Origin of the sequence: Mesorhizobium sp. C395A (assembly GCF_030323205.1) — a bacterium.
Lineage (GTDB): Bacteria > Pseudomonadota > Alphaproteobacteria > Rhizobiales > Rhizobiaceae > Mesorhizobium.
In genome coordinates this window covers 5,834,576-5,860,220 of sequence record NZ_CP100473.1, presented here as the reverse complement: position 1 = coordinate 5,860,220, position 25,645 = coordinate 5,834,576, and the positions used below count along the sequence as shown (strand labels likewise).

The 25,645-nt window shown below is 58.3% G+C and carries 21 protein-coding genes and 1 pseudogene; 12 read left to right on the top strand and 10 right to left on the bottom strand.

Features of this window, described 5'->3' with window-relative positions; genetic code table 11:
* Positions 1-47 precede the first annotated feature (47 nt).
* The 3 genes from NLY37_RS28385 to NLY37_RS28375 are packed head-to-tail and all read left to right on the top strand — an operon-like array spanning position 48 to position 3,599.
* On the top strand, positions 48-2,099 hold the full coding sequence (locus NLY37_RS28385) for an NAD(P)-binding domain-containing protein (protein WP_023743404.1): 2,052 nt from the start codon (positions 48-50) through the stop codon (positions 2,097-2,099).
* Positions 2,096-3,025, top strand: a complete 930-nt coding sequence (locus NLY37_RS28380) for an isopenicillin N synthase family dioxygenase (protein WP_023743403.1) — start codon at positions 2,096-2,098, stop codon at positions 3,023-3,025. The genes NLY37_RS28385 and NLY37_RS28380 overlap by 4 nt, the downstream gene beginning before the upstream one ends.
* A complete protein-coding gene (locus NLY37_RS28375) occupies positions 2,994-3,599 on the top strand; it encodes an FMN-binding negative transcriptional regulator (protein ID WP_050588478.1) in 606 nt (201 codons plus the stop codon). Before NLY37_RS28380 ends, NLY37_RS28375 begins: the two co-directional genes overlap by 32 nt.
* Before the next feature lie 18 nt (positions 3,600-3,617).
* Here NLY37_RS28375 and NLY37_RS28370 read toward each other — a convergent pair whose 3' ends face one another.
* The 6 genes from NLY37_RS28370 to NLY37_RS28345 all read right to left on the bottom strand — a co-directional run bounded on the left by NLY37_RS28370 (position 3,618) and on the right by NLY37_RS28345 (position 11,491).
* Positions 3,618-4,526 (bottom strand): GlxA family transcriptional regulator, encoded by a 909-nt coding sequence (locus NLY37_RS28370; RefSeq protein ID WP_245271032.1) that lies wholly within the window; start codon positions 4,524-4,526, stop codon positions 3,618-3,620.
* Between the two features lie 209 nt (positions 4,527-4,735).
* Entirely contained in the window at positions 4,736-5,674 is a 939-nt protein-coding gene (locus NLY37_RS28365; protein ID WP_023743401.1) for an electron transfer flavoprotein subunit alpha/FixB family protein, read from the bottom strand.
* A 23-nt stretch (positions 5,675-5,697) separates the two neighbouring features.
* Positions 5,698-6,447, bottom strand: a complete 750-nt coding sequence (locus tag NLY37_RS28360) for an electron transfer flavoprotein subunit beta/FixA family protein (protein ID WP_286440937.1) — start codon at positions 6,445-6,447, stop codon at positions 5,698-5,700.
* A 15-nt stretch (positions 6,448-6,462) separates the two neighbouring features.
* Entirely contained in the window at positions 6,463-7,698 is a 1,236-nt protein-coding gene (locus NLY37_RS28355) for an NAD(P)/FAD-dependent oxidoreductase (RefSeq protein WP_023743398.1), read from the bottom strand.
* Positions 7,699-7,725: 27 nt separating this feature from the next.
* Positions 7,726-9,021, bottom strand: a complete 1,296-nt coding sequence (locus NLY37_RS28350) for an aspartate aminotransferase family protein (protein ID WP_023743397.1) — start codon at positions 9,019-9,021, stop codon at positions 7,726-7,728.
* A complete protein-coding gene (locus NLY37_RS28345; protein WP_031246681.1) occupies positions 9,014-11,491 on the bottom strand; it encodes an FAD-dependent oxidoreductase in 2,478 nt (825 codons plus the stop codon). Before NLY37_RS28345 ends, NLY37_RS28350 begins: the two co-directional genes overlap by 8 nt.
* Before the next feature lie 72 nt (positions 11,492-11,563).
* Here NLY37_RS28345 and NLY37_RS28340 point away from each other — a divergent pair, with 72 nt between their 5' ends.
* The 6 genes from NLY37_RS28340 to NLY37_RS28315 are packed head-to-tail and all read left to right on the top strand — an operon-like array spanning position 11,564 to position 17,643.
* Positions 11,564-12,460: a MurR/RpiR family transcriptional regulator gene (locus NLY37_RS28340; protein WP_245271031.1), complete on the top strand. Its 897-nt coding sequence runs from the start codon at positions 11,564-11,566 to the stop codon at positions 12,458-12,460.
* On the top strand, positions 12,457-13,557 hold the full coding sequence (locus tag NLY37_RS28335) for an aromatic ring-hydroxylating oxygenase subunit alpha (RefSeq protein ID WP_023743394.1): 1,101 nt from the start codon (positions 12,457-12,459) through the stop codon (positions 13,555-13,557). Before NLY37_RS28340 ends, NLY37_RS28335 begins: the two co-directional genes overlap by 4 nt.
* A complete protein-coding gene (locus tag NLY37_RS28330) occupies positions 13,550-15,001 on the top strand; it encodes an aldehyde dehydrogenase family protein (RefSeq protein ID WP_023743393.1) in 1,452 nt (483 codons plus the stop codon). The genes NLY37_RS28335 and NLY37_RS28330 overlap by 8 nt, the downstream gene beginning before the upstream one ends.
* A 13-nt stretch (positions 15,002-15,014) precedes the next feature.
* Positions 15,015-15,395: a carboxymuconolactone decarboxylase family protein gene (locus NLY37_RS28325; RefSeq protein WP_023743392.1), complete on the top strand. Its 381-nt coding sequence runs from the start codon at positions 15,015-15,017 to the stop codon at positions 15,393-15,395.
* A complete protein-coding gene (locus tag NLY37_RS28320; RefSeq protein ID WP_023743391.1) occupies positions 15,392-16,498 on the top strand; it encodes a mandelate racemase/muconate lactonizing enzyme family protein in 1,107 nt (368 codons plus the stop codon). The genes NLY37_RS28325 and NLY37_RS28320 overlap by 4 nt, the downstream gene beginning before the upstream one ends.
* A gap of 14 nt (positions 16,499-16,512) precedes the next feature.
* Positions 16,513-17,643 (top strand): alcohol dehydrogenase family protein, encoded by a 1,131-nt coding sequence (locus tag NLY37_RS28315; RefSeq protein WP_031246679.1) that lies wholly within the window; start codon positions 16,513-16,515, stop codon positions 17,641-17,643.
* Between the two features lie 34 nt (positions 17,644-17,677).
* On the opposite strand, the gene NLY37_RS28310 is transcribed toward NLY37_RS28315, so the two are convergent.
* The 3 genes from NLY37_RS28310 to NLY37_RS28300 form a co-directional block, all read right to left on the bottom strand.
* Positions 17,678-19,330: an ABC transporter ATP-binding protein gene (locus tag NLY37_RS28310; protein WP_023743389.1), complete on the bottom strand. Its 1,653-nt coding sequence runs from the start codon at positions 19,328-19,330 to the stop codon at positions 17,678-17,680.
* Complete coding sequence (locus NLY37_RS28305) at positions 19,317-20,123, bottom strand: ABC transporter permease (RefSeq protein WP_031246676.1); 807 nt, start codon at positions 20,121-20,123, stop codon at positions 19,317-19,319. Before NLY37_RS28305 ends, NLY37_RS28310 begins: the two co-directional genes overlap by 14 nt.
* A gap of 101 nt (positions 20,124-20,224) precedes the next feature.
* Entirely contained in the window at positions 20,225-21,181 is a 957-nt protein-coding gene (locus tag NLY37_RS28300) for an ABC transporter permease (RefSeq protein ID WP_023743387.1), read from the bottom strand.
* A 199-nt stretch (positions 21,182-21,380) separates the two neighbouring features.
* On the opposite strand from NLY37_RS28300, the gene NLY37_RS28295 reads away from it, so the two are divergent.
* The gene (locus tag NLY37_RS28295; RefSeq protein ID WP_023743386.1) at positions 21,381-22,934 is read left to right on the top strand and encodes an ABC transporter substrate-binding protein; all 1,554 of its coding nucleotides are present in this window, start codon (positions 21,381-21,383) and stop codon (positions 22,932-22,934) included.
* Positions 22,935-23,064: 130 nt separating this feature from the next.
* Positions 23,065-24,168 carry a mandelate racemase/muconate lactonizing enzyme family protein gene (locus NLY37_RS28290; RefSeq protein WP_023743385.1) on the top strand — a complete coding sequence of 368 codons (1,104 nt, stop codon included), beginning with the start codon at positions 23,065-23,067 and terminating at the stop codon, positions 24,166-24,168.
* Between the two features lie 659 nt (positions 24,169-24,827).
* On the opposite strand, the pseudogene NLY37_RS28285 reads toward NLY37_RS28290, so the two are convergent.
* Positions 24,828-25,453 (bottom strand): annotated as a pseudogene (locus NLY37_RS28285) (IS256 family transposase); the annotation flags it as partial.
* Here NLY37_RS28285 and NLY37_RS28280 point away from each other — a divergent pair.
* A complete protein-coding gene (locus tag NLY37_RS28280) occupies positions 25,340-25,579 on the top strand; it encodes an integrase core domain-containing protein (RefSeq protein ID WP_502882115.1) in 240 nt (79 codons plus the stop codon). The pseudogene NLY37_RS28285 and the gene NLY37_RS28280 overlap by 114 nt on opposite strands.
* Positions 25,580-25,645 lie beyond the last annotated feature (66 nt).

Below are 25,645 nucleotides of genomic sequence, written 5' to 3'. Positions count from 1 at the left end.
TATTCGGAATTGTCGTGCAACCGTTCGTTTGCCTCGAAGGAAGTTAAATGTCTGCTGTAGGCGGTGTAAGCAGCGTCCGCGCCGATCGTTCTCGCAACGTCGATCGCATTGGATTCATCGGTACCGGCATGATGGGCCGGCCGATGATCGCCAAGCTCCTGCAAGCCGGCTACTCGGTGAATGTCTACGACATCGATCCCGCGGCTGCGACAGACGTGCTGAAAAAGGGCGCCCGGTGGCATAATGCACCGCGCGACGCGGCCCGCGACTGCGGCATTGTCATTACCTGCCTGCCGCTGCCACGCGACGTCTTCGACAATATGGTGGGCGAGCGGGGCGCTTTGGCCGGAATGCCCCCGGAGAGCATTTGGATCGACACGTCCACCACCGACTACCACAACACGCTCGAGATCGCCCGTCTGGCGGCAGCAATTGGCGTGCATTCGCTAGAAGCGCCCGTAAGCAACCTGTCCCACATGGGGGTCGATTTTGCCAATGTCAGCTTTTTCGTCGGCGGGTCATCGGAGGCCTATGTGCGTTGCGAGGCGGTGTTGCAAATCATGGGAGCCGTCTCCTTCCATGTCGGAGACATCGGTCAAGGCCAATCAGTTAAATTACTGACGAATCTACTTTTCTACACTGCAGCCGTTGCGAGCGGCAACGCGCTCTGCCGAAGCGTGCGGGCCGGCGTTCCAGCGCAGCAGGCGTGGCGGAATTTTGCCGGTTCTTCGGCGAACTCCGTTGCAATCGAGCAATTCGCCCCGTTTCTCCTGGATGGCAGCTACGACCGCTCCTGCACCCTGGAGATCACGGTGAAGGATATGGGCTTGACCGTCCAGCTGGCCAACCAACTGCGCGTGGGACTGCCGCTCGGACGGGCGGTCGAAAAGCGTTTTAGCTTGGCGGGACGGAAGTTCGACCGATACGACAGCCACCTGAGAGTCATCGAACTGGCGGAGGTGGTCTTCGGCGTTCGACTGCAAGTGCCGGGTTATCACGCGCCATCCAAGTACGGTGCCAACCCCACGCATCCGCCAGACCAAGAATTCCTGACCGATCCCGTCGGACGGATCAAACCCAAGCTTGAGCATGTGTTTCCGCTCGACGACATCCCGCTCAGTGGCATCCAGATACGGCTGCTCAAGTCTCTGGTCGGTGAGCTCACCCAGGTCAATCGGCTGATTCTTGACGAGGCGTTTGATCTTGGGCGCGGAATGGGCCTGAGCGATCCCCTGATACACGAGGTTATCACCTGGAGCGTAGGCGCTTCCGCTTGGTCGGACAGCCAAAATGGGCAGTACGACAACAAACAGCTTGTATATCCAGCCGTGGCGCTTGCGAAGCCGACGACTATACCGAATCTCATCTGTCCCTGTACGGAGGAACCTGTCATGAACACCCGCGATCAGCAGACGACACTGGAGCAAGCTGCGCGAAAACGCATCAAGGATTCCCATGACCTCGACGGCGACGTCGATCGCTTGACCCGCTTCTATCGCGGATGGGCCAGTTCCTACGAGTTGGATGTTGGCCAGGACCGGTACTGCGGGCCGATGATCGTGGCGGAATTGGCGGGCACGGTTCAGACGGCCTATTTGGCCAATGAGCGAGCAGCCATCGCAATCCTGGACGCTGGCTGCGGAACGGGCCTCGTCGGCGTCGAACTGGAACGCCTTGGCTTCCGGTTGATCGATGGGATCGACCTCTCCGAGGCGATGGCCGAACAAGCCCGGCAAACGGGCGTCTACCGCGATGTCCAAGGCGATGTCGATCTTAACGGGCCGCTCCCCGAATACTCCAGTGCGACCTACGATATTACGGTCTGCTGCGGTGTCTTCACGCTCGGTCACATCCGACCGGACGCACTGCGCGAACTTGCTCGCGTCACGCGCCCCAACGGATTCGTCATCGTAAGCACCCGCAAGAGCTATGCGGAGGCCACATCCTTTGAAGATGAGGTGCGGCGTCTGCAGGATGCGGGCGTGCTTGTGACAGCACACTGTCTAAAAGACGGCAGATACATCGCGGAGGAGGACGCACACTATTGGGTTTTCAAAGTCACCGACAAAGCCAACGCACCAACGGAGGAGCAGCTATGACCACACTACCGCAAATCTCACTGGCAAAACTGGCAGCCGATGCAACCCGACACGAAGAGCGCGAGCGCCTACGCCTGGCCTGCGAGGAGTACGGGTTCTTCTACCTTGAGCACGGAATCCCGAAGAAACAGATCGCAGAAGCGATCCAGGCTTCCCGGCGTTTCTTCACGTTGCCACAGTCGACAAAGGAACGTTACGGTCACGCCACCCAAGACGTATACCCTGCTACCGCCCGTGGGTACAGTCCGTTGTACGGCGAGGTGCTACATCCCGAGGCTGGCCCCGATCCGAAGGAAATGTTCGACCTCGGAATCGAGAAGGAAGGCGACCGGCGTCCATTTGCTGGTTGCACACGCCTTCCGGATGACGCGGTGGCTCCTGGTTTCGCTCGAAGCCTGCTTGCTTTGCAGGCTACTGTGATCAACGAGGTTGTGCCACAGCTTGGAATGGCACTGGCCGACCTGCTCGAATTGGAAGAGAGCTGGTTCCGACGTCATTTCAGCGCGCCGACGGTCCTGCAACGCGTGATCCGGTATCCATCTAGTGGCGGCACGGCCGGAAAGCATACCGACAATGGGTTCTTCACGCTTCTGCTGCAGGAGGAACTTCCCACGCGCTCCTTGCAGGTGTGGTTCGGGGAGCGCTGGGTGCCGGCGCCGAGCTTGCCCGACACTCTCGTGGTCAATCTGGGCGACATGCTTCAGGCTTTGAGCGATAACCGATTCAAGAGCACACCCCATCAGGTCGTGCATACCGGTCCGACTGACCGAATTTCCCTGCCCTTCTTTATCTATCCCGACATCGACGCTTGCCTGACTTCCCGGCAAGGAAAGCAGACCTTCAGTGTGGCGGAAGTGATGCTGCGCAACTTTGAGTCAATCTGGGAAACCCGGGATGGAGCCGGACGGGCGCGAGAGTTGCAATAGGTCGTTCGGTTTTGCCGAACCTTGCACCGCTCAAGTTCGGCAGGTACCGGCGTGGAACTATCTCGTTGTCCACGCCCATGGGCGCATCAAGGATCATGGAGCGCTACGTATGTCGCAAACGTCGCGAAGCTCACACATATGCGCAGCCGGCCAGTGGAAGATGGGTGACGCGCCGAAGGATTTCATCGAAACTATGATCAAAGCGATCGCGACTTTGGGGATCGAAATCACCAGCTTGATTGGAAAATCCAACAAAGAGGTGCGCGACATTCAGAACGCTACGGAAATGATGAACGCCCAAAGAGCCAATAGTGTGGCACAAGCGATGAGCGAAGCCGCGGCCGGAAAATCCGATTACCGTTTTATCTTCTTGGTTGCGCAGAAGCCGCGGGTTCTGGACTGCCCAATGCTAGCCTATGAGTTGCTGCGGAACAACCGATTTATAACATCTTGGATCATCCTCGCGCAGGGCGCCGTAAGCTGTGACCTGAGGGTTCATGAACTCAACTGCTCGAGCGGTCTGCAGCCACGGCGCTGGCCATCTTCTCGGCAACGGCGAGGTCCGTTCGGTTGAGAATGGCCGGAGATCTACTTAACCGTGTCGCAGATTGCTTGGTGCTTCACCGAAGTGATCACGAAAACATTTTGAAAAATGCGATGATGAGACGAAACCGCAAGCGACTGCCACCTGCAGCACGGACATATCGGTAGATTCGATTAGTTGCCGCGCCCGCGCCATTCTTAGCAAAAGATAGTATCGCACCGGCGTCGCCTTGAGATGCTGAAGAAAGAGGCGCTGGATTTGCCGGCAAGAAAGGCCTTGCTGTTGAGCAATAGCGCGGATCGTCAATGGCTCATCTAGGGAATTTTCCATTATTCGAATGATATGGATCAGCTTTTCGCTCGCGCCGCTAAAGCGAAGCCCAAGGGGAGCAGATTGGCAGCTTTCCCCATCGCGCCATCGATCGGCTGTGAGGAAGCGGCAGACTGATCGCGCCACGTCGGAACCACATCGGTGTTCTACTGAGCTAATCGCAAGATCAAAGGCAGCAAATTCACCGGCGCAGGTGACGATTCCTTTCTGCTCGACAAATAGGGCGTTGGTCAGCTTGAGACCTTCAAATGACTCCGAGAAGGCTGCCATCGTGTCCCAGTGGATGGTACAGCGCGTGTCTGACAACAGACCGGCCGCAGCAAAGACCCATGCGCCGGTGCCGAGTCCGTAAAGCCTCACATTGCGACGCGCACAGAAGCGTAGAAGTGACAACAGTGGTGCTGAGGGATAGTGTTCGACTCCCGCGCCCGCGCAAACCACGATGCCATCGGGCAAACGCTCCGATTTCAGAAGCTTGGCTTGCTCGTTAAGACTTGCATTCACGCACACTTGGATCCCACTGGCACATATAACAGGGCTGCCGTCGTCGCTTATCAACCTCCATCGAAACCGCTCGCGCCCGGACAATCTGTTTGCGTACCGCAATGGATCGATGAACGACGACATACACAGTTGTGAAAATCCCGGAACAAGGACTATCAAGAACTCCGTGACTCCATCAGCCAAAGGCATGAAGGCCGTGGAATCTAAGTTTCCGCGACCCAATCTCCGCTCGCCGACAAGTCGGTTGTTTATTACGTTCATTCTGTCACCGCTTGACCAGAGGACGCCGTCTTATCCTCTAGCGAGAGGAACGATCGCTATCCTTTCCCGCTTCAGCCGCCTGCGAGCGCCTTTTCCAACTCCGGCAGGATGAGGAAGAGATCGCCGACCAGGCCGTAGTCGGCAACCTGGAAGATCGGCGCCTCCTCGTCCTTGTTGATGGCGACGATGACCTTCGAATCCTTCATGCCGGCAAGGTGCTGGATGGCGCCGGAGATGCCGACCGCGATGTAGAGATCGGGAGCGACGACCTTGCCGGTCTGGCCGACCTGCCAGTCGTTGGGCGCATAGCCGGCATCGACCGCGGCGCGCGAAGCACCAACCGCGGCGCCCAGCTTATTGGCGGCCGGCAGGATGACCTCCTGGAACTTCTCCGAGGAGCCCAGCGCACGGCCACCGGAAATGATGATCCTGGCCGAGGTCAGTTCCGGACGATCAGTTTCGGAAAGCTTGTTCTCGATGAAGGACGATAACCCGGGGTCGGCTGCCGCCGAGATAATTTCGACGGCAGCCGCATTGCCTTGGGAGGCGACGGGAAATGAAGCAGTGCGCACGGTGATGACCTTCTTGGCGTCGGTCGACTGCACGGTCTGGATGGCGTTGCCGGCATAGATCGGACGCTTGAAGGTGTCGGGCGACACCACTTCGATGATCTCGGAGACCTGTGCGACGTCGAGCAGTGCCGCCACGCGCGGTGCTACATTCTTGCCCGACGAGGCCGCCGGCGCGATGATCGTGTCATAGGACCCGGCAAGCGATACAACGAGTGCCGCTGTCGGTTCGGCGAGGCGCTCGGCAAGCTCGTCGGCTTCGGCGAGCAGCACCTTGCTGACGCCCTTCAGCTTGGCGGCGGCATCGGCAGCAGCCTTAGCGCCCTTGCCGGCAACCAGCACATCGACATCCGAGCCGATCTGCAGGGCCGCCGAAAGGGCCTTGGCGGTCTGATCGGAGAGGGTCGCGTTGTCGTGTTCCGCGATGAGGAGAATAGCCATCTTCTTTGTCCTTTCCCGATCGCCTAGAGCACGCTGGCTTCGTTCTTGAGCTTGTCGACCAGCTCGGCGACGCTCTTGACCTTGACGCCTGCCTTGCGGCCGCTGGGCTCCTCGGTCTTGATCACCTTCAGGCGCGGCTTGACGTCGGCGCCGTAATCGGCCGGGCTCTTTTCGTCGAGCGGCTTCTTCTTGGCCTTCATGATGTTGGGCAGCGAGGCGTAGCGCGGCTGGTTGAGGCGAAGGTCGGCGGTGATGATCGCCGGCATCTTCAGTTCCACCGTCTGCAGGCCGCCGTCGACTTCGCGCGTCACCTTGGCCTTGTCGCCGTCGAGCACGACCTTGGAGGCGAAAGTGCCCTGTGCCCAGCCGAGCAGAGCGGCCAGCATCTGGCCGGTCTGGTTGGAATCGTCGTCGATCGCCTGCTTGCCGAGAATGACCAGGCCGGGCTGCTCGGCGGCGACGACGCCCTTCAGCACCTTGGCGACGCCGAGCGGCTCGGTCTGTTCGTCTGTCTTGACCAGGATGGCGCGGTCGGCGCCCATGGCGAGCGCGGTGCGGAGCGTTTCCTGCGCCTGCTGCGGGCCGATCGAAACGACGATGATCTCTTCGGCCTTGCCGGCTTCCTTGAGCCGGATCGCCTCTTCGACCGCGATCTCGTCGAACGGGTTCATCGCCATCTTGACGTTGGCGAGTTCCACCGCCGAACCATCAGCCTTCACGCGAACCTTGACGTTCGCATCCACAACCCGCTTCACGGGCACAAGCACTTTCATTGATTTTTCCTTTATTCACCCAGACGGCGCGGCGGCTGTACGAACGTACTGCATGAGGTTGAAGTCGGGTTTTAGGAGCAGTTCCCGCCGAAGCTCGACACGAGCTCCGAAGAGTCGGCGCGCTGCCATATGCGTTCTTGCATCATTCATCGTATCGACGGCCACGGCCAAGCCATCGCGAAAGTACCAAAACGCCGAACAGCCCGGTTCCACGAACACCGCGAGGATGTCATCGTAGTCAACCGCCAGACCGGCCGTTTGCAACTTGGTGTCGTATTGGTCGCTCCAAAACCAAGGGACAGGCTCATATGCCACCGGCCTACCCAAAATGGCATTGGCGACCGCGACGCCCTGCTCGATGGCGTTTTGTACCGATTCGAGGCGGATTAGCCCGCCGCCAAAAGGAAAAGCGGCACAATCACCAGCCGCATAGATGTCGGCGTCGGAGGTCTGTCCGAATCTGTCAACAACGATGCCATTTTCGACTATCAGGCCGGCTTGCGCGGCGAGCTCAACATTCGCCATGCCACCAATCGCAACCAGCACCAAATCGGCAGGGAGCATCCTCCCGCTTTGCAAAGATACGCTCGAGACTTTGCCGCTGTCGCCGGAAAATCCTGACAGCTGCTCATTGGTTAGGATGGTCGCACCGTGGCGCACATGGAGTTCTTCGATCGCTTGAGCTGTTGGAGCGCCCGCGACGCGCTTGAGGACCCGGTCAGCCATTTCGACAATGGTGACCGCATTGCCCATTCGAACAGCAACCGAAGCAACTTCCAGCCCCACATAACCGCCGCCAACGACGACGATGCGTTTTGCGCTTGCTAACGCGCTCCTAAGGCGATCGGCGTCCGCGATGGTCCTCAGGGTCAGAATCCCGTCCAGGCCGTGCGTCATCGCTTCCGGAAGGGTCCGTGCCCGAGAGCCTGTGGTCAAAACGAGCTTGCTATAAGAATAACTTCTGCCGTCAGATGTCCTAACACTTCGGCTGTTGCGATCGAAGGTGGCAACGGAACTCCCTCGCTCGACCATAATTCCGGCTTTAGCGTAGAACTCCTGCGGACGAAATTCCAATCGCTCCGCTGTTGTCTCGCCCTTCAGGTAGGCTTTGGACAGCGGTGGCCTTTGATAAGGCAGCCATGGCTCATCGCCAAGCATGGTAACGGTGCCCTCGTAGCCGGAGTCGCGTAACTTTACGGCACACGAGAGCGCAGCCTGCCCCGTGCCGACAATGACAGCATTGTCCTGCATATGTTCCTCAGGGAGTGCTTTTTTGCTCTATGCTGCCACTAGTCTAGTCGCAGCGTGATCGATTGCTTCTTTCGTCCAGGCCAGATCACTATCGGTCAGGGCAAGGGATGGGTAGATCTTACCCGGAGACTTGAAGATCCCCTTCTCACGCAGGGCGGTGTTAAATCTACCGGCCGCCGCGGAATTGCCTTTTGCGACGTCTTGATACGATTTCACGGTTTGCCCGGTGAAGACTACGTCAAACAGCACTGGATCGCCAACGATCCGGTAAGCGATAGAGGTTTGGTCGAGCGCGTTGCCGAGCATGCGCATGACCGCTACGCCATATCCGCGAAGTCGGTCGTAGCTGCCGGGTCGACGTAGGATCTCCAAGGTTTTGAGTCCGGCCACAGCGGCAAGTGGATTACCACTCAGCGTCCCGATCTGAAGGGTGAACCCGTCCTTCCCAACAGCTGCTTTGTCGAAGTGGGCCATGATCTCCGTCTTCCCCGCAACCGCTGCAAGCGGAAGGCCGCCTCCGATGATCTTGCCCAGGGTGCATAAATCGGGGACCACGCCATATCGCTCCTGAGCGCCGCCGTAGGCCAGGCGGAATCCGGTGACAACTTCGTCGAAGATTAGAACGATGCCTCGCTTCGACGATTCCTCGCGCAAGGTCTCCAGGAACCCTGGCGCCGGCGGGATCAAGCGCTGGAGCGGCTCTACGATGATCCCGGCAATCTTCGAGCCATGCTCGGCCAGGAATTGACGCAGGAATTCAACGTCATTGAAGGGCGCGACGAAGACGCCGTCCCGGACTTGCTCCGGAATTCCGGCCGAGTCTGGAACGCCGTTGGGATAATTCTCAATTCGGTCCGGAAAAACACTGATCAGCGCTTCAGACGACATCCCGTGATAGCCGCCCTCAAACTTCAGTATTTTATCGCGACCAGTATGCGCTCGTGCGAGACGCATGGCGTACATATCCGCCTCGCCGCCTGTCGAAACATATCGAAGCTGTTCTGCACACGGCACCGCCTCGCAAATGACTTCCGCAAGTTCGATCGCATGCCTGTTGCTGGCGAAAAAGGTGAGCCCTCTCGTGGCTTGCTCGCGAATGGCCTCGATGACCTCGGCATTATCATGACCTAGGATCATAGGTCCCGAGCCTATCAAAAAGTCGATATACTCCTTGCCATTCTCGTCCCAGACATGAGCGCCATGGCCTTCTCGGATGACGATCGAAGGATCAAAATTTCCAAATCCACCGCCGGGTAAGACCGCCTTCGCTCTGCTCACCCAATCGCTTTGTGTGGCGCTAGCATTCACGACGGTGTCAAGCATGTGCAGCAACCTTCTTGGTCGGGCTTGAGCTTTCCGCGTCAACCCGTGGATGTTCATTGTTGGGATCGAAGGCGGCGTCGCCCAGAACCGTCGCCGCTCGAGGCTCGCCGAGCACCATGACCTGCAAATTCGTTCCTGCCTGCGCAGCTTCGGGAGCGACGTAGGCAAAGGCCAGGATTTTCCCGGCAGTCGGGGAATAAGCAATGGAGCTAACGGAGCCGACCTGCCGATCACCCAGCAAGACAGCTTCGCCTCCATTTCCATCGGACACGCCGTCGGCTTCGATCGCGAGATAAGCGCAAATCCAGTTCGGTCCTCTGTCCGTTGCTTCCAACGTCGCTTGCTTCCCGGTAAAATGAGGCTTGTCCAATTTAACGAAACGCATGACATCGGCCTCTGGAAGCGTCACTTCATTGGTCAATTCACCTGCCCCCTTGAACATTTTTTCCAGGCGCATGACGTTCATTGCGAATGAGCCATAGTCGACTAAGCCGAAGGCACTGCCAGTGGCATGCAGGGCGTCATAGATAGCCGGCAGGCTTTCTCTAGAGGCATGGAATTCCCAACCCAATTCGCCCGCATAGGACATGCGAAACGCCCAAACCTTCTGCCCGGCGACTTCGATTTCTTGAGCCGTCAGCCAGGGAAAAGCAGCGTTTGTAAGAGCAGCCTCGGTATTCGGTCCCAGAATGTCACGTGACCGCGGCCCGTTAAGCGCAAGCGCCCCCCAACGGTCCGAAAGATTGGTGATGGTTACGGATTCGTTCGCCGTACGCGCAAACGTCAGGTGGTCCAGGAGGCGCTGTTCGAAAAAGGCAGCGCAGGTGAAGTAGAAGCTGTCATCCGCCAAGCGAACGATCGTTGTTTCCAGCTCGATGCGCCCTCTATCGTTGAGCAAATGCGTAAGAGCAATTCGGCCGGTTTTCGACGGGAGCCGGTTCGGTATGAGTCGATCAATGAACCCGGCAGCATCCGGGCCGGACACCTGAACCTTCGAGAAGGCGGAGATATCCATCAGGCCGGCACATTCGCGCACCGCATTGACTTCCTTCTGAACGAGCGGAAACCAGGCGGGCCGTCGAAACGAGTAATGGTCTTTCTGCTCAAGACCGTCCCTCGCGAACCAGCGAGGGCGCTCCCAACCATAGACCTCTTCGAACACAGCGCCGCGCTTCTGCAGGCGGTCGTAAAGTGCGCTTGGCTTGACCGGCCGCCCATCATGACGGTTGAGGTGCGGGAAGGGTATTTCATGGCGCAGAAGGTAATCTTCTTTTGCCTTGGTGACCTGATAGTCTGGTTCGGCAAACTTGCCAAAACGCCGTGGGTCGTAGTCGCGCATGTTGATGTCGGCGGCGCCGTGGACCATCCAACGGGCCAGTTCGCGCGTCAGCCCTGGCCCCCATCCGATACCAATCTGACAGCCGCAATTGAGCCAAAAATTCTTAAGTCCGGGCGCAGGACCGATCAGTGGGTTCCCGTCCGGGGGGTGAGAAATGGCACCATGCACAGCCCGCTTGATGCCGAGCTGGGAAAGCACGGGCATCCGACCTATCGCATTTTCAAGCCAAGGCATGATGCGATCGTAATCAGGCTCGAACAGCTCATGCTCGGCTTCCCATGGACAGCCTTCGATCCAAACAGCATTGGGCTTCGCCTTCTCGTAGATGCCGATCAGGCCAGATTTCTGCTCCATCCGGATGTAGCCGGATACCAACCGATCATCCCGAACGACAGGAAGCTCCTTCTCTAGCGTCATGAATTCCGGAACCGTGTCCGTTATCAGGTAATGGTGCGTCATGGAGGTGGTGGGGACATCGAGCCCAACCCATTTGCCAACCTGGCGCGCGTAAGTGCCGCCCGCGTTAACGACATGCTCGCAAACGATCTCGCCCTGTTCCGTAAAGACGCGCCATTCGCCATTGGGCTCTGGCTTTACGTCCAAGACCCGACATTGGCGAACGATCTTAGCCCCGAGCTGACGCGCACCTTGCGCGAGTGCGAAGGTGGCGCCGGAAGGGTCAACATGGCCGTCATCCGGTGTGTACAGCGCCGCCTGCACGCCTTCGAGATTGTAAAAGGGATGAAGCTGTCTGATGCGCTCCAGATCTACCAATTCCATGGTGAAGCCCAGCGCCTTTCCGACGCTCAGGGTCTGACGGAGCCAGTCGAGTTCATCATCCGTGTAAGCCAGCCGTAGGGACCCGCAGCCGTGCCAGGTTACGGATTGTCCGGTCTCCTTTTCGAGCACCTTGGAATAGAGATCGATGTTGTAGCCGACGCATTTTCCGAGCGAAAAACTCGACGTCGAATGCGTGATCTGCCCAGCGGCATGCCACGTCGATCCCGACGTTAATTCGGCCTTCTCCAACAAAACGATGTCGGTCCAGCCTTCATGCGCGAGGTGATAGGCGAGGCCGCATCCCATGATGCCCCCGCCTATGATTACTACCCGCGCGTGAGATATGCTCATTGTCGTCTCTCCAAGAAAACTGCCTGTAGACAGGGCTACCGAACAAGTGTACGATTGTCAAGGATGAAACACATGCCTGTACCAAACGGAAAAACAGCCACAACGGTTCTCGACGATCTGACGAGCCGCCTATCTACATTCACTCCCGAGTTGCAGAAGGCAGCTGCCCACGTGCTCGAGAATTCGAACATGATCAGCATCACGTCGATTAGAAGCATGGCGCAAGGCGCAGACGTAAAGCCCAACACGCTGGTGCGAATGGCGCGCGCGCTTGGTTTTGAGGGCTACGAGGATTTTCGCAAACCCTTTCGCGAGCAAGTGATGCGCGGACGTGAGGACTTTCCCGACCGGGCCCGCTGGCTGCAGTCGCTATCCAAAGGCGGAAAACTAGCCAGCCTCTATAGCCAGATGGCATCCACATCGATCGAAAATATCGAAGGTCTGTTTTCGGGAACAAGCGCGTCCGAGATCAAGAAACTCGCGGATTCCATTGTAAAAGCGCGCATCACCTACGTCTTGGGCTTGGGTTTTGCGAGTTCGGTTGCGCGAAATTTCGCCTATCTGGCAAGCATGGCAGTGGACAGCGTCGTTGCGATTCCACGCGAGGGATCCCTTCCTGTGGACGGGTTGGTTCGCGCCGAGAAGGGAGATCTCCTGATAGCGATGACGTTCAAGCCGTACCGGCGCGAGGTCGTCGAGGCCGTAGAGTTGGCTCGCGCCTATGGCATCAAGGTCGTTGGTATCTCCGACAGTCCCGCGTCGCCTATCCTGGCCCGCGCCGACCAACGTTTCGTCATCCCGACCGACACCCCACAGTTTTTCCCGTCGACCGTTGCCTTGACGGCGCTTTTTGAAACGATCGTTGCTTTCGTGGTGGCTGAAGCGGCGGCCGATGCAGTCAGTAATATCGAGCGGTTTCATAAGCGCCGCTACGAGCTTGGTGTCTATTGGAAAGAGGAACCACGATGAACGTTTCGTCCGAGCCGCCGAAACCCCTGCGATCGCTGGAAGCGCGGTACTATACCGACCCGACCATCTTCGCCAAGGAAGAAGACGGACTTCTGAGCCGGACGTGGCAATTCGCAGGCCACTCCTCTTTGGTCGAGAAACCTGGCGACTACTTCACCTTCGAGTTAGCAGGGCAAAGCCTGTTTTGCATTCGCGACAGAGATAGCCAGGTCCGCGCTTTTTACAATGTATGCCAGCACCGCGCGCACGAACTGGTAAGGGGAAGCGGGAACGCTCGGCTTCTGGTATGCCCCTACCACGCCTGGACCTATGAACTCACGGGCAAGCTGCGAGGCGGTCCCAATATTAACGCCGTCCCGGGGTTCGATCGCAACGACATCTGTCTGACGAGCGTGAAAGTCGAACTGTTTTGCGGATTCGTTTTTATCAATCTCGACCCGAACGCCAAACCGATGGACGAATGGTTCCCAAAGGTTCGGAAGGAGCTGACCGAATTTGTCCCTCACATCGATCAGCTGAAGCCACTGGAATGGGTTGAGATTCCGGAAAGCTGCAACTGGAAGGTATCGATCGAGAACTATTCCGAGTGCTACCACTGTGCTCTGAACCATAAGACGTTCGCTACAGGGGTCATAAAGCCCGAGACGTATGACATCCAGCCTCAGGGCTATTGCTTGCGTCATACTACCGAATGCCAGAACCTCGACCGAATGAGTTATCCCATTGACCTCAACGCCAATGCGCACGCTGGGGAATATTCTTCCTGGTTTCTTTGGCCGACATTTTCCTTTCAGGTTTATCCCGGCAACGTTCTCAACACCTATCACTGGCGCATCAAGAATGTCGACGAAGTCGTCGTCTGGCGTGGTTGGTATACGATCGACGGAGCCGAGTCCGACATCATCCGAAAATTGGCGGTCCAGGACAGGGCGACAACCGTCGAAGAGGATATCCATATCGTCGAGGCCGTCCAGCGCGGCTTGCATAGTCGCGGATACAGACCGGGTCCGCTCGTTATCGATCCGAACTGCGGCGTGAACTCCGAGCACTCGGTACGAATGTTGCAGCAGTGGATGCGTGAAGGTGTCGATGTCTGAGATCAAGGCCTATTGGAAGAACTACATAGATGGTGAGTGGGTCGACGGCGGTGCCGGAAATCTCACCGTTGATGATCCTGCAACCGGAGAGGCGCTTGCGCAGCAAGCCCTGGCGAGCGCGCAAGACGTTGATCGCGCCGTAAAGGCCGCCAAGGCCTGTCATGAGTCCGGCGCGTTGACAGAAATGCGCCCCGTCAAGCGGGGGCGAATGGTGCGGGCGATGGGCACCTATCTGCTCGATCATATCGATGAGATTGCCTATGTCCTATGCCGCGAAGCGGGCAAACCGCTTTGGGAGGCCCACATCGAGGTCGAAGGGGCGGCTCGATATTTCGAGTACTACGGCAATCAGTGCGAAACGATCGAAGGTCGTTCCATACCCCTCGGAGATAGCTACTACGATTTCACGGTCTACGAACCGTTCGGCGTCTCCGCCCATGTCGTCCCCTGGAACTATCCACTCGAGATGACCGCACGCTCGTTGTCGGCGGCTCTGACAGCAGGCAACGCGTGCGTCGTAAAGACGCCTGAACTCGACCCTCTGACCAATTCGTTCATCGCAAGCGCCGCCGAGTACGCGGGGCTGCCGCGGGGGGCGGTGAACATTCTCTGCGGCTTGGGCAGCGAGGCGGGCGGGACCCTCGTCAGCCACCCCGACGTAAATCAGATCGTTTTCACCGGATCGGTTCCCACAGGGGTCAGTATCGCGTCGGCCGCCGCAAAAAATGTGGTTCCGTGCGTGCTTGAACTGGGCGGCAAATCCGCCGCGATCGCTTGGCCGGACGCGAACCTGGACAACCTTGTGTCGAATGTTCGTTGGGGGATCTTCTTCAACGCCGGCCAAGTGTGCTCTGCTATGTCCCGCCTGATCGTGCATGAGGATGTGCACGACGAAGTTGTTGAGCGCGTTGCGGACATGGCGCGCTCCATTTCAGCGGGGCCTGGCGCCGATAGGCCCGAATTCGGTCCCAACATGGGCGCCATGATTTCGGACTCGCAGCGCAATCGAGCTGAATCCATGTGCCAGCAAGCCGAGCGGCAGGGAGGGCGTGCGGTTGTCGGTGGCAGGCGCCTCAACCGTCCAGGATTTTTCTTGGAGCCGACCGTCTTCGACAACATAACACCGGATATGACGATCGCACGGGAGGAGGTCTTTGGGCCTGTTCTCTCGGTTTTGAAGTTCGGCAGTGACGATGAGGCGCTGCGTCTGGCGAACGGCACCGATTACGGCTTGGTCTCCGGCATCTTCACGGCAGATGTCGATCGCGCAATGAAGACCGCGCGGCGCTTAAGAGCCGGACAGGTGTTCGTCAATGAGTGGTACGCCGGGGGCGTCGAGACACCTTTTGGCGGCTACGGGAAATCGGGCTACGGCCGCGAAAAAGGCCGAGAGGCACTTTGGAACTACCTGCAAACCAAAAACATCGCGATTGCCATTCGCTGAAAGGAGAACTCCAGTGCAACAGCATTTGTTTGACGTCGGCCTTGCCAAGCGCAAGGCGACGTTAGGAGCAAAGTACGTCGAAGCCAATCTCGCTGCGGCTGATGATTTCACCCGGCCCTTTCAAGAGGCGATGACAGCATGGTGTTGGGGTTTTGGTTGGGGAGATGAGACGATCGACGCGAAAACGCGCTCGCTGATGAACCTCGCCATGATCGGCGCTTTGGGCAAAATGCATGAATGGGAAACCCATTGCCGCGGCGCCATTACCAATGGCGTCTCAACGGACGAAATCCGCGCTGTTATCCACGTTGTCGGCATCTATTGCGGCGTTCCCCAAGCGCTCGAGTGCTTTCGCGTTGCCCGCAAAGTGCTGCAGGAGCAAGGGATGCTATGAAGATCACCGGTATAACCGTCTGGCAGGTAGACCTGCCTCTCTCGAAACCATATTGGCTGTCGGGAGGACGACTTCGCTTTGACAAGCTCGACAGCACGTTCGTCCGGATCGACACCGATGAGGGCATCTCGGGGTGGGGTGAAGGATGCCCCTGGGGCAATACCTATCTACCCGCCCATGGGCCCGGTATTCGCGCTGGAATTGGAACGCTGGCGCCCTCTCTATTGGGCCAGGATCCTTGCGCTCTCGACGCCATTAATCGAACGATGGACGTTGCCTTGCCTGGCCACCTCTACGTCAAATCGGCACTCGACATGGCGTGCTGGGACATACTGGGGCGCGTTTCTGGAATGCCTCTTTGGCGGTTGCTTGGAGGCGACAAAGCCGATCTGGTTGCCGTCAACTCGTCTATTTCCACCGGATCGAACGACGAGATGATCGCGCTTATCCGTCAGGCCTACGAGCATGGATATCGGACGCATTCGGCGAAGGTTGGTGGCAGTGATCCTGTCGTTGACATCTCGAGAATCGAGGCAATCGAAGCGGCTTTGCGCCCCGACGAGACTGTCACCTATGACGTGAACCGCGCCTGGGTTCCTGCGGTCGCGGTTCAAGTCCTGAATAATGTCGCCTTGCGTGGATGGGTCGAGCAGCCTTGCGAAACCCTTGCGCAATGCGCGCAAGTGGCAAGCCGGGTGAAACAGCCTATTATGCTCGATGAGTGTCTGCATACCTTCCAGGATCATCTTGATGCGTGGAAGCTCGGTGCGTGCGAGGGCGTCAAGGTGAAGCCCAATCGGGTTGGCGGGCTGACCAAGGCAAGGCAAATTCGCGACTTCGGCGTGTCTGTCGGCTGGCAGATGCATTTGGAGGATCTTGGGGGATCTGCCCTAGCCGACACGGCAGCCATACACCTTGCGTCCTCCACCCCGCGCGAAAACAGGCTGGCGAGCTGGCTTTGTCATCACCATCTGGCCGTCGATCCTGTTCCAGGTCAAGGGGCGCGGAACGTCAAAGGCTATGCCACGCCCCCCTCGGCGCCTGGCTTAGGAGTGAGCCCTGACGCCGACCGGCTTGGGACACCGGTATCGACGTTCCATTGATCCGGGAGACCTACGTGAGCTCACAATCCGTAATGCGTGCCGTTGTACTTACTGGCCACGGCGGCCTGGATAAACTCCACTATCGCGAAGATTGGCCAATTCCGGCGCCGGCCGCGCGTCAGGTTCTGATCAGAGTCGGTGCCTGTGGTTTGAACAACACGGACATCAACACTCGCACGGCCTGGTATTCCAAATCGGTGACAGACGGCATTACCCCATCGACCGGCAGCGATGGCTTTGCCAACGCTCGATCGGAGGAAGGAAGCTGGGGGGGTGCGCCGGTTCGGTTCCCTTTGATCCAGGGCGCTGATGTCGCTGGCACCATCGTCGGTGTCGGTGAGGGGGTGGATCCCGCGCGTGTTGGTGAGCGGGTTATTGTGGATCCCTGGTTGCTTGGCACCGGTGATTGGATGGACCTTGCCAATGCGATCTATTTCGGATCGGAGTGCGACGGCGGCTTTGCCGAATATACGGTCATACGCTCCGGCAATGCGCTGCGTATCGACACCGACCTTTCCGATGCCGAGCTTGCAACATTCCCCTGCGCGTACACCACGGCTGAGAACCTGGTCGCGCGGACGGATCTTCGTCCCGGTGAAACAGTGGTGATCGCGGGAGCGTCCGGCGGTGTCGGGTCGGCCGCGGTGCAACTGTGTCGGCTGCGCGGAGCGCGTGTCGTTGCTATAGCGAGCCCGTCGAAGGTGGCCAGCCTTAGAGAACTCGGCGCATATGCGGTCGTCGATCGAAACACACCTGCCCTGTCTGACGCAATCCGGTCAGCGGTAGGCGGCCAGGTCGATGTCGCGATCGATGTCGTCGGAGGCAAGATTTTCAGTCATCTCATTGACGCTTTACGCCAGGGAGGACGGTATTCCAGCTCCGGCGCCATTTCAGGGCCTACAGTCGAGTTCGATTTGCGACAGCTCATCTACAAGGATCTGCAGCTCACCGGCGCAACAATTGTACCGCCTGGTACGGCCAAGCGACTTGTAGGCCTCATTGAGCAGGGACTGCTGAAGCCACTTCTGGCAGCGCAGTATCCTCTGCGAGAGCTCCCCCAAGCGCAGCAGGCGTTTATGGATAAACAGCACGTCGGGAACATCGTAGTCACCACGCACTGGCCGTCAGTCTCCAACGGAGGCTAACGGCCCCTGTAACTTCAGCCGCGCCTGAAGCCTGTCAGGCCAGGCTGACCGCTCTGGCGAGCGCTGCACGGGTTTCTCGGATCGTGTCCAACCAGTCCGGGTCCATCTGCGGAACCGAGGTTAGCAGGAGTTGCGTGTAAGGATGATGTGGAGGGGCGAAGAACTCATCCTTCGGGCCTTGCTCAACGATGCGCCCTTGATTCATCACAACGACTTCGTCTGCGATAGCTCTAACGGTCTGCAAGTCGTGGGTGATGAACAGATATGAAACCCGCAGATTCCTTTGTAGCTCCATCAGCAGCCTAAGGATGCCCTGCGCCACCGATTGATCGAGGGCCGATGTTACCTCGTCACAAATGATCAAATCCGGCTTCGCGGCTAACGCCCGCGCGATGCACAAGCGCTGCTTCTGGCCACCTGAGAGCTCTTCGGGAAAGCGATCCAGAAAAGTGGGATCGAGCTCGATCTGCTCAAGCAGCTGAATCATGCGTGCCGTGCGAAGCCGGCCTGTGAGCCCGTGATAAAAGGTCAATGGCCGCCCAAGTACCTCCCGCACGCGGTGGCGCGGATTCAACGATGTGTCGGGCATTTGGTGAACAAGCTGGATGCGCCGCCGTAAATCCAGGCTGCGGCGTCTAAGCGAGGGATGAATCGCTCTGCCATCGAACAAAAGAGTGCCTTTGCTGCACGGCAGCAGGCCGGTGACGACGCGTGCGAGCGTTGATTTCCCTGAGCCTGATTCACCTACCACCGCTACCGTGGTGCCCTCCCCTACGGAGAGGCTGACGTCATGGAGTACCTTGATCGAGCCGTAAGCAGCATCCACGGAGGAGACGGTTAGGATCTTTCGACTTGCGGTCGCTGTATCGCTTTTTGGAGGATCACGCCTCAGTAGCTGGCGCGTATAGTCGGCCGACGGCTGCTCCAAGATCTGCCGGGTGTTGCCTTCTTCTACCAGCTCGCCGTGCCGGAGCACCATGATGCGATCAGCGAGCTGGGCGACAACCGCCAGATCATGGGTGATATAGATCGCCGCGGTGTGGAAGTCGCGGACAACATCCTTGATCGCTGCCAGCACCTCGATTTGAGTGGTCACATCAAGAGCGGTCGTTGGCTCGTCGAAGACTATGATATCCGGCTTGCAAGCCAACGCCATCGCCACCATCGCCCTTTGCAACTCGCCACCGGAGACCTGGTGCGGGAAGCGCTCGCCGAAAGTGTCCGGATCAGGCAGATGCAGCTTTCGATAAAGCTCGACCGCCTGAGCGCGCGCGGACGCAGCATCGCTAACACCGTGAACGACGGCAACTTCGCTGTATTGATCGATAAGCCTATGCGCTGGATTGAAGGCAGCTGCCGCCGACTGAGCGACGTAAGCGATCCTAACGCCTCGGAGACGCCGCAACTCTGCCTCGGAAAGCTCGCTTAAATCTCCTCCAGCGAAAAGGATGGTCCCATCCGTGATCCGGCAACCAGGTTTAACATACCCAAGGGCGGCTAGCCCTATCGTCGACTTGCCGGCGCCGGATTCGCCGATAAGACCAAGTATCTCACCGCGTCGCAGCGTGAGATCAATCCCTTTGACGATTTGGGCCCAACCGGCTTTGCTCTTGGCACCGATTCGAAGGCCTCTCACATCCAGTATGAGATCGCCTTTGGTGCCACGGATGCTATCAAGTTTCGTCATCTAAACCGCTCGATTCGTGCAGAAACCAATCCACCAGAAAATTTATCCCGACCGTCAGAAGGGCAATGGCGGCGGCGGGCAACAGTGGGGTGATATCACCGTAGGTGATAAGAATTGCGTTGTCCCTCACCATGGAGCCCCAGTCTGCCGTAGGTGGCTGCAGGCCGATGCCCAAAAACGAAAGGGAGCTGATCAGGAGAAAAACGAAGCAAAAACGCAAACCGAATTCGGCCACGAGCGGAGGCAAAATGTTCGGTAACACCTCACGCCAGAGTATCCAGATCAGTCCCTCCCCCCGCAGGCGCGCTACCTCGACATAATCCATCACCGCGATGTTCATTCCAGCCGCGCGCGCCAGGCGAAAGACGCGCGTCGCGTCGAGCACGGCAATAATCGAAACCAACGAAGTGACCGACGCACCGAAAATCGTAAGCAGCAGCAAGGCAAAAATCAGCTGCGGGACTGCCATCAGGATGTCTACCAGTCGCGCCAGGACCTGATCGACCCAACCGCCGACGACAGCCGCAACAAGCCCGGCGCTGCCGCCAATAAGAAAGGCAAGCGATGTCGTCAAAAACGCGATGCCGACGGTGTTTCGTGCACCGTATATTAATCGCGACAGCGTGTCCCGACCAAGATTGTCGGTACCCAATAGATGCTGGGCAGTCCACGGATCAAACTGTGATCCAACCACCTGGCCTTCCCCGTATGGGGCAATCACGGACGCAAATAGCGCAACCACGACGTAGATGACCACGATGACAAGACCGAACCAGACGCTTAGAGGCGCCACGCGAAGGCCTTCGAGTAGTGCCCTAAGGCGGCCGGGATCCCGGTGATGAGGCTCACCGGTCGGGCCTATGCTCGGGCGCGGGGAAAGATCAGCGGAAGTGCTCATTTGGGGTACATAAGCCTCGGATTCGTTGCAATCGCCAACACATCAGCGAACATGTTCAGCAAGATGTAAGTCGCTGCAAATATTAGGCTGCAGGCTTGAACGACCGTAATATCGCGGCGCTGAACGGAGTCGATCATGAGCTGCCCGAGTCCTGGATATACGAACACAACTTCAACCACGACAACGCCTACAATCAGGTAGGCGAGGTCGATCACCACGACGTTGATAATCGGTGCCAGGGCATTGGGTAGCGCATGCCACACAATGACCCGCCGCTGGCCAATGCCCTTGAGCTTTGCCATCTCTATAAACGGACTGCCCAGAACGCTAATAATTGCCGCACGCGTCATGCGCATCATATGCGCGGCAACGACCAGAGTGAGCGTCATTGCCGGCAACGTCACCAAGTAGAGGGAATGCGTAAAGCTGTCGCTGTCTCTGATCGTCGACAGGCTGGGAAACCAGCCCGCCTGGACGGAGAAGAACATGATCAGGATGTAGGCCACGAAGAACTCAGGAAATGAGATCCAGGTGAGTGTGACCGCGTTCGCTAAGCGGTCGAAGACCGACCCGCGATAAAGCGCAGTGAGCAACCCCAAGAGCAACGACACCGGTACAGAGAAGCAGGCCGCAACGCCGGCCAGGAACAAGGTATTGCCCAGACGCTCGCCTATCAACTGTGAGACGGCACGCCCGTTTGCGAGGGAGTGTCCGAGATCCCCGGTAAGCAAACCACCGAGCCAGTGCACATATCTGATGTGAAGGGGCAGATCGAGCCCCAGTTCGTGTCGAAAGGCCGCGACCGTTTCAGGGAGGGCGGACTGGCCCAGTATTTCGGTCGCCACATCTCCGGGAAGCAGGGACACCCCGAGGAAGATAAAAAGCGACACCACCCATAGGACAAAAATCCCCAGGGCGAGGCGCGTGATGATCAGCTTTGAAATGTTTCCCAACGGTCCCTCCGCGAACAGTCATGGCACAAATGTTTTTGTATGGACAGCCTAATAAAACAATCGTACCTTCGTCAACCAACGGACGGTCGGACAAAACAAATAAGTCGGGAAGGACCTCCATGGCATGCTCGTCAAAGCGCTGCTGTTCTTCGCCCCATAACAGCGGTGAAACTGACTGGGGTAAAATGGGAGAATTTCCATGAATGGTCACCTGTCATGGCGTCCAACCCGGCGAACCTTGCTCGTCGCTGGCGCCGCGGCGATTGCAGGCGCCAGCTTGCGCGGCGGCCCGGCTTTGGCCTCGACGCCCAGGCGAGGGGGAACTTTACGCATAGGCTACTCCCAAGGCGCAACGGTCGACAGCCTTGATCCCATGTCCTACTTTTCCGATCCCCACTATGCCTGTGGGTGGCTTTTCGGAAACAATCTAGTAGAGCTCGCGCCGGACAAGAGCCCAGTTCCGGAGTTAGCTGAGAGCTGGGAGGCCAGCAAAGACGCCAAGACCTGGAGGTTCAAGCTGCGCAAGGGCGTGGAATTCACGAACGGCAAGAAGCTGACTTCAGCCGATGTGGTTTACTCCCTGAAAAGGCATACCGCAGCTGACTCCAAATCGGCGGCAAAGGGCCTGCTTGAGGATTTTGCGGACATTCGCACCGACGGGGACAACGTCGTTGTCATTGAACACAAAACCGGTGACGTTGACGTCCCTGTTATCCTTGGCGATTTCCACCTTCAGATCGTACCCGAGGGCTTCAAAGACTGGATCACCTTTATTGGGACGGGACCCTATGTCCTCGATAAATTCCAGCCGGGTGTAACGCTTAGTGCCCATCGCAATCCGAACTACTGGAAAGCCGATCGCGCCTGGTTCGATGGCGTGGAATTCACTTATATCAATGACGCTACAGCTCGGGCTAATGCCCTAACGACAGGCGCTGTCGACGCGGTTGATCGGATCGAGCCGAAGATCGTTCAGTTGGTAAAGCGAAACCAGCAACTAAAAATCGTGGAGACGGTGGGCGGCACCTACGTCGGTAGCGCCATGGACATCAGCAACAAGCCCTATTCGGACAACAATGTCCGCGAGGCAATTAAATACGCAATTGACCGCGAAAGGCTGGTTGCCAGCGTCTTCTCGGGGTTTGCGGAAGTCGGCAATGACCAGCCGATCGCGAGCAACGACCCGTTTTTCAATAAGTCCTTGCCGCATCGCAAATACGATCCGGACAAGGCGAAGTGGCATTTGAAGCAGGCCGGGCTCTCGTCGCTTAATGTGGAACTTAGTGCTGCGGACGCCGCCTTTGGGGGCGCCGTCGATTCTGCCGTTCTGATGGCCGAGCAAGCGCGAGCCGCCGGAATCAATCTCGCCGTCAAGCGAGAACCAGACGATGGATATTGGTCCAACATCTGGATGAAGCGGCCGTACTTCACGACCTATTGGGGTACACGGCCCACGCCCGGAATGATGTTCTCGCTTGCTTTCAAGTGCGACGCTCCCTGGAATGAATCGCGGTGGTGTAACGACCGGTTCAGCCAAATGCTGCAAAGCGCCCGCACGGAGCTCGACGTGGACAAACGCCGATCGATGTATCAGGAAATGCAGGCGATCTGCAGCCAGGACGGCGGCAATTGCATCTTCGCGTTCCCTGCTACTTTAGACGGCTACAGCACCAAGGTCGATGGCGTCGGGCCTGATCTCGTTCGCTCAATGGCGGGCGCGCGTTTGGCCGAGCGCGCTTGGTTCACGGAGTAAAAAAAAGCCAGCATGAGATCACCCCGCGGGTGACACGTCTTTCCACCGCACCCTCCCCCGGGTGCACTGTGTATTTACCACGGCATTGAACCAATTAGTTGAATGTTCTTAGACATGGGCGAGGACTAGCATGAAAATAACGAGGCTCGTGGTCTGGGAGGTTGCCCTGACCAGCCATGTTGCTTATCACATGGCCGGCGGAAAAACCTGCGATACCGTGACATCGGTAATGGTTCGCGTTGATACCGACGAAGACATCTCGGGGTGGGGCGAGGTTTGCCCCATCCCCCACTATCTACCCGCGTATGCAGAAGGTGTCCGCCCAGCGCTCGAATATATGGCGCCAGTTATTATTGGGGCCGACCCTATCGGACCCGAAGCCTTGATGACCAAGCTCGACGCATGGCTGCAGGGGCACGTTTACGCGAAATCCGCACTAGACTTAGCGCTTTGGGACATTACAGGCAAAGCTGCAAAATTGCCTCTCTACGCCCTTCTCGGCGGACGTCAGGCGCTGCGAATGCCGCTGTATCATTCGATTACCTGTACTGCACCGGACGAAATGGCGCGTATCGCACGGGAAGCATTCGCTGAAGGGATGCGGCAGTTCCAGGTCAAGCTGGGTACGGACAACAATTGGGAATCCGACGTAGCGCGGCTTCAGCAAGTGCGCGAGGCGGTTGGCCCTGGTCCTCTCGTCTACGGAGACTGGAATTGCGGTGCGACCCGGTTGGACGCGACCCGCGTCGGCAAAGCCGTTGCATCACTCGACATCATGCTGGAACAGCCTTGCGCGACCTTGGAAGAGTGCGCTGCAGTCCGGGCTGCCACAGGCCTACCCATGAAAATCGATGAAAACGGCTATGACAGTGGCTCCTTGCTGAAGGCCTACAATCTCGGCTGTATGGATGCCGTCGCATTGAAGCTCTCCAAATCTGGCGGACTTAGCGCACTTCGGCGTCTTCGCGATCTATGCTTGCACCTCGGTGCCAAGATGTGCATCGAGGATACGTGGGGATCCGACGTCACCACTGGCGCTTTGCTTCACTTGGCCGCCGCCACACCCGTAAGTCGGCTTTTGAACACGTGCGACCTGTCAGGGTATGTTGCGCCACGCCTGGACGCCGGCGCACCCGCGCGCATTGGCGGCGAGATTTCGCCGCCCGACGGACCAGGGATCGGCGTCAATCCTGACCCTGACGTCCTTGGTCAATCGAGGGTAGTTATTGACTAAGCAGCAAAAGACTAATTCGGTCAACGTCGGGATTTCGCGGCATTTGCAGTCGCTTGCATCTAAGGGCCTTCGACGGCCATGGACAGGTCCAGGGCAAGTTGATGATCGACAAACGGAAAAACGGGCGCTGGAGCCTGGTTTGGTCAGCTCCCCCTTCACAAATGGTCGGCGGGTTCAGGGTTCCTGCCCTTGAAGCATGATGTGGATGCGCCGATAGCCGAACCGGCGTCGTTCGCCTGCAGCCACCGTCTTCATCGCAGCGGAGACGGCATCAAAGCTTAGCGACGTTGAGCAATCCACGAAAGCCTTGCATGGCCCTTGTAGCTCGCTGCCGTGGGCCACAAGTGTGCCACTTGGCATCGGGCGTCATGTTTTTGCAGCGACATCCTTCACGATGGCATTATCCGGCATCTGCTGGGGCCAGCAGCTTCTTCAGCTTGGCGTTCTCCTTTCATCAGCCTTCCGCTGCGCAACGGAACATCCATGCCACCGACTTGGCTGCATTTATGGAAGTCCCTTCCGAGATCCCAAGGTTGCGGCATACATCCGCGGGTCTTAATTCCCGCTCCTGCTCCTAAGATCGCGACATGGATCGTGTCCCGCGGCGTGGTGTAGCTGGCGGCATTAGTCGCCGTGCTCTCCGGCATGGGCCGGGCTGATCAGCGCGCCACGGCTGGCAGGCTGATCAGGGGATCATCGCTCATCTGGCTGATCGTTTCCAGAGTCATATATCTGGCCCGCTGCACTGCCCATTCATCGTTCTGTTCGAGCAGGATTGCGCCGACGAGGCGCACGATCGCACCGTCGTTCGGAAGATTCCGACGACCTCGGTGCGCCGCTTGATCTCGCCGTTGAGACGTTCGATCGGATTGGTCGAGTGGAGCTTGGCGCGATGTTCCTTGGGGAAGGTCATGTAGGCCAGCACGTCGGGCTCGGCGTCGTCCATGATTGTCGCCAGCTTCGGCACCTTCGGCCGGATCTGGTCGGCGACGGCGCGCCATTGTACGGACGCGGCCTCGGGCGTTTCCTGGGCGAAAGCGGTGGCGATGAAGGCTGAGACGACCCTGCGGCCGCTCTTGCCGGCATGGGCCAGCACGTTCCTCATGAAGTGGACGCGGCACCTCTGCCATGTCGCGCACAGCACCTTGGTGACGGCCGCCTTGAGGCCTTCGTGAGCATCGGAGACAACGAGCTTGACGCCGCGCAGGCCGCGACGTGTCAGCTTGCGCAGGAACTCTGTCCAGATCGGCTCGGCCTCAATGCCCACTGGTTCCTGACGCTTGCCGACGCGGCCAAAAAGTTGGAGGATTGGTGCAGATACTATAACGACGTGCGCCCACATGGCGCAATCGGACACAAGGTCCCGATCTCGTTGATCCATCCCGATGGCGCCACCAGCCCGTCATCGTGAAGCAGCCGGGAAACTCCACCTTCCGGCGGTCCAAACAATGGTAGCGGAGCACTTGATTGAGCGGTA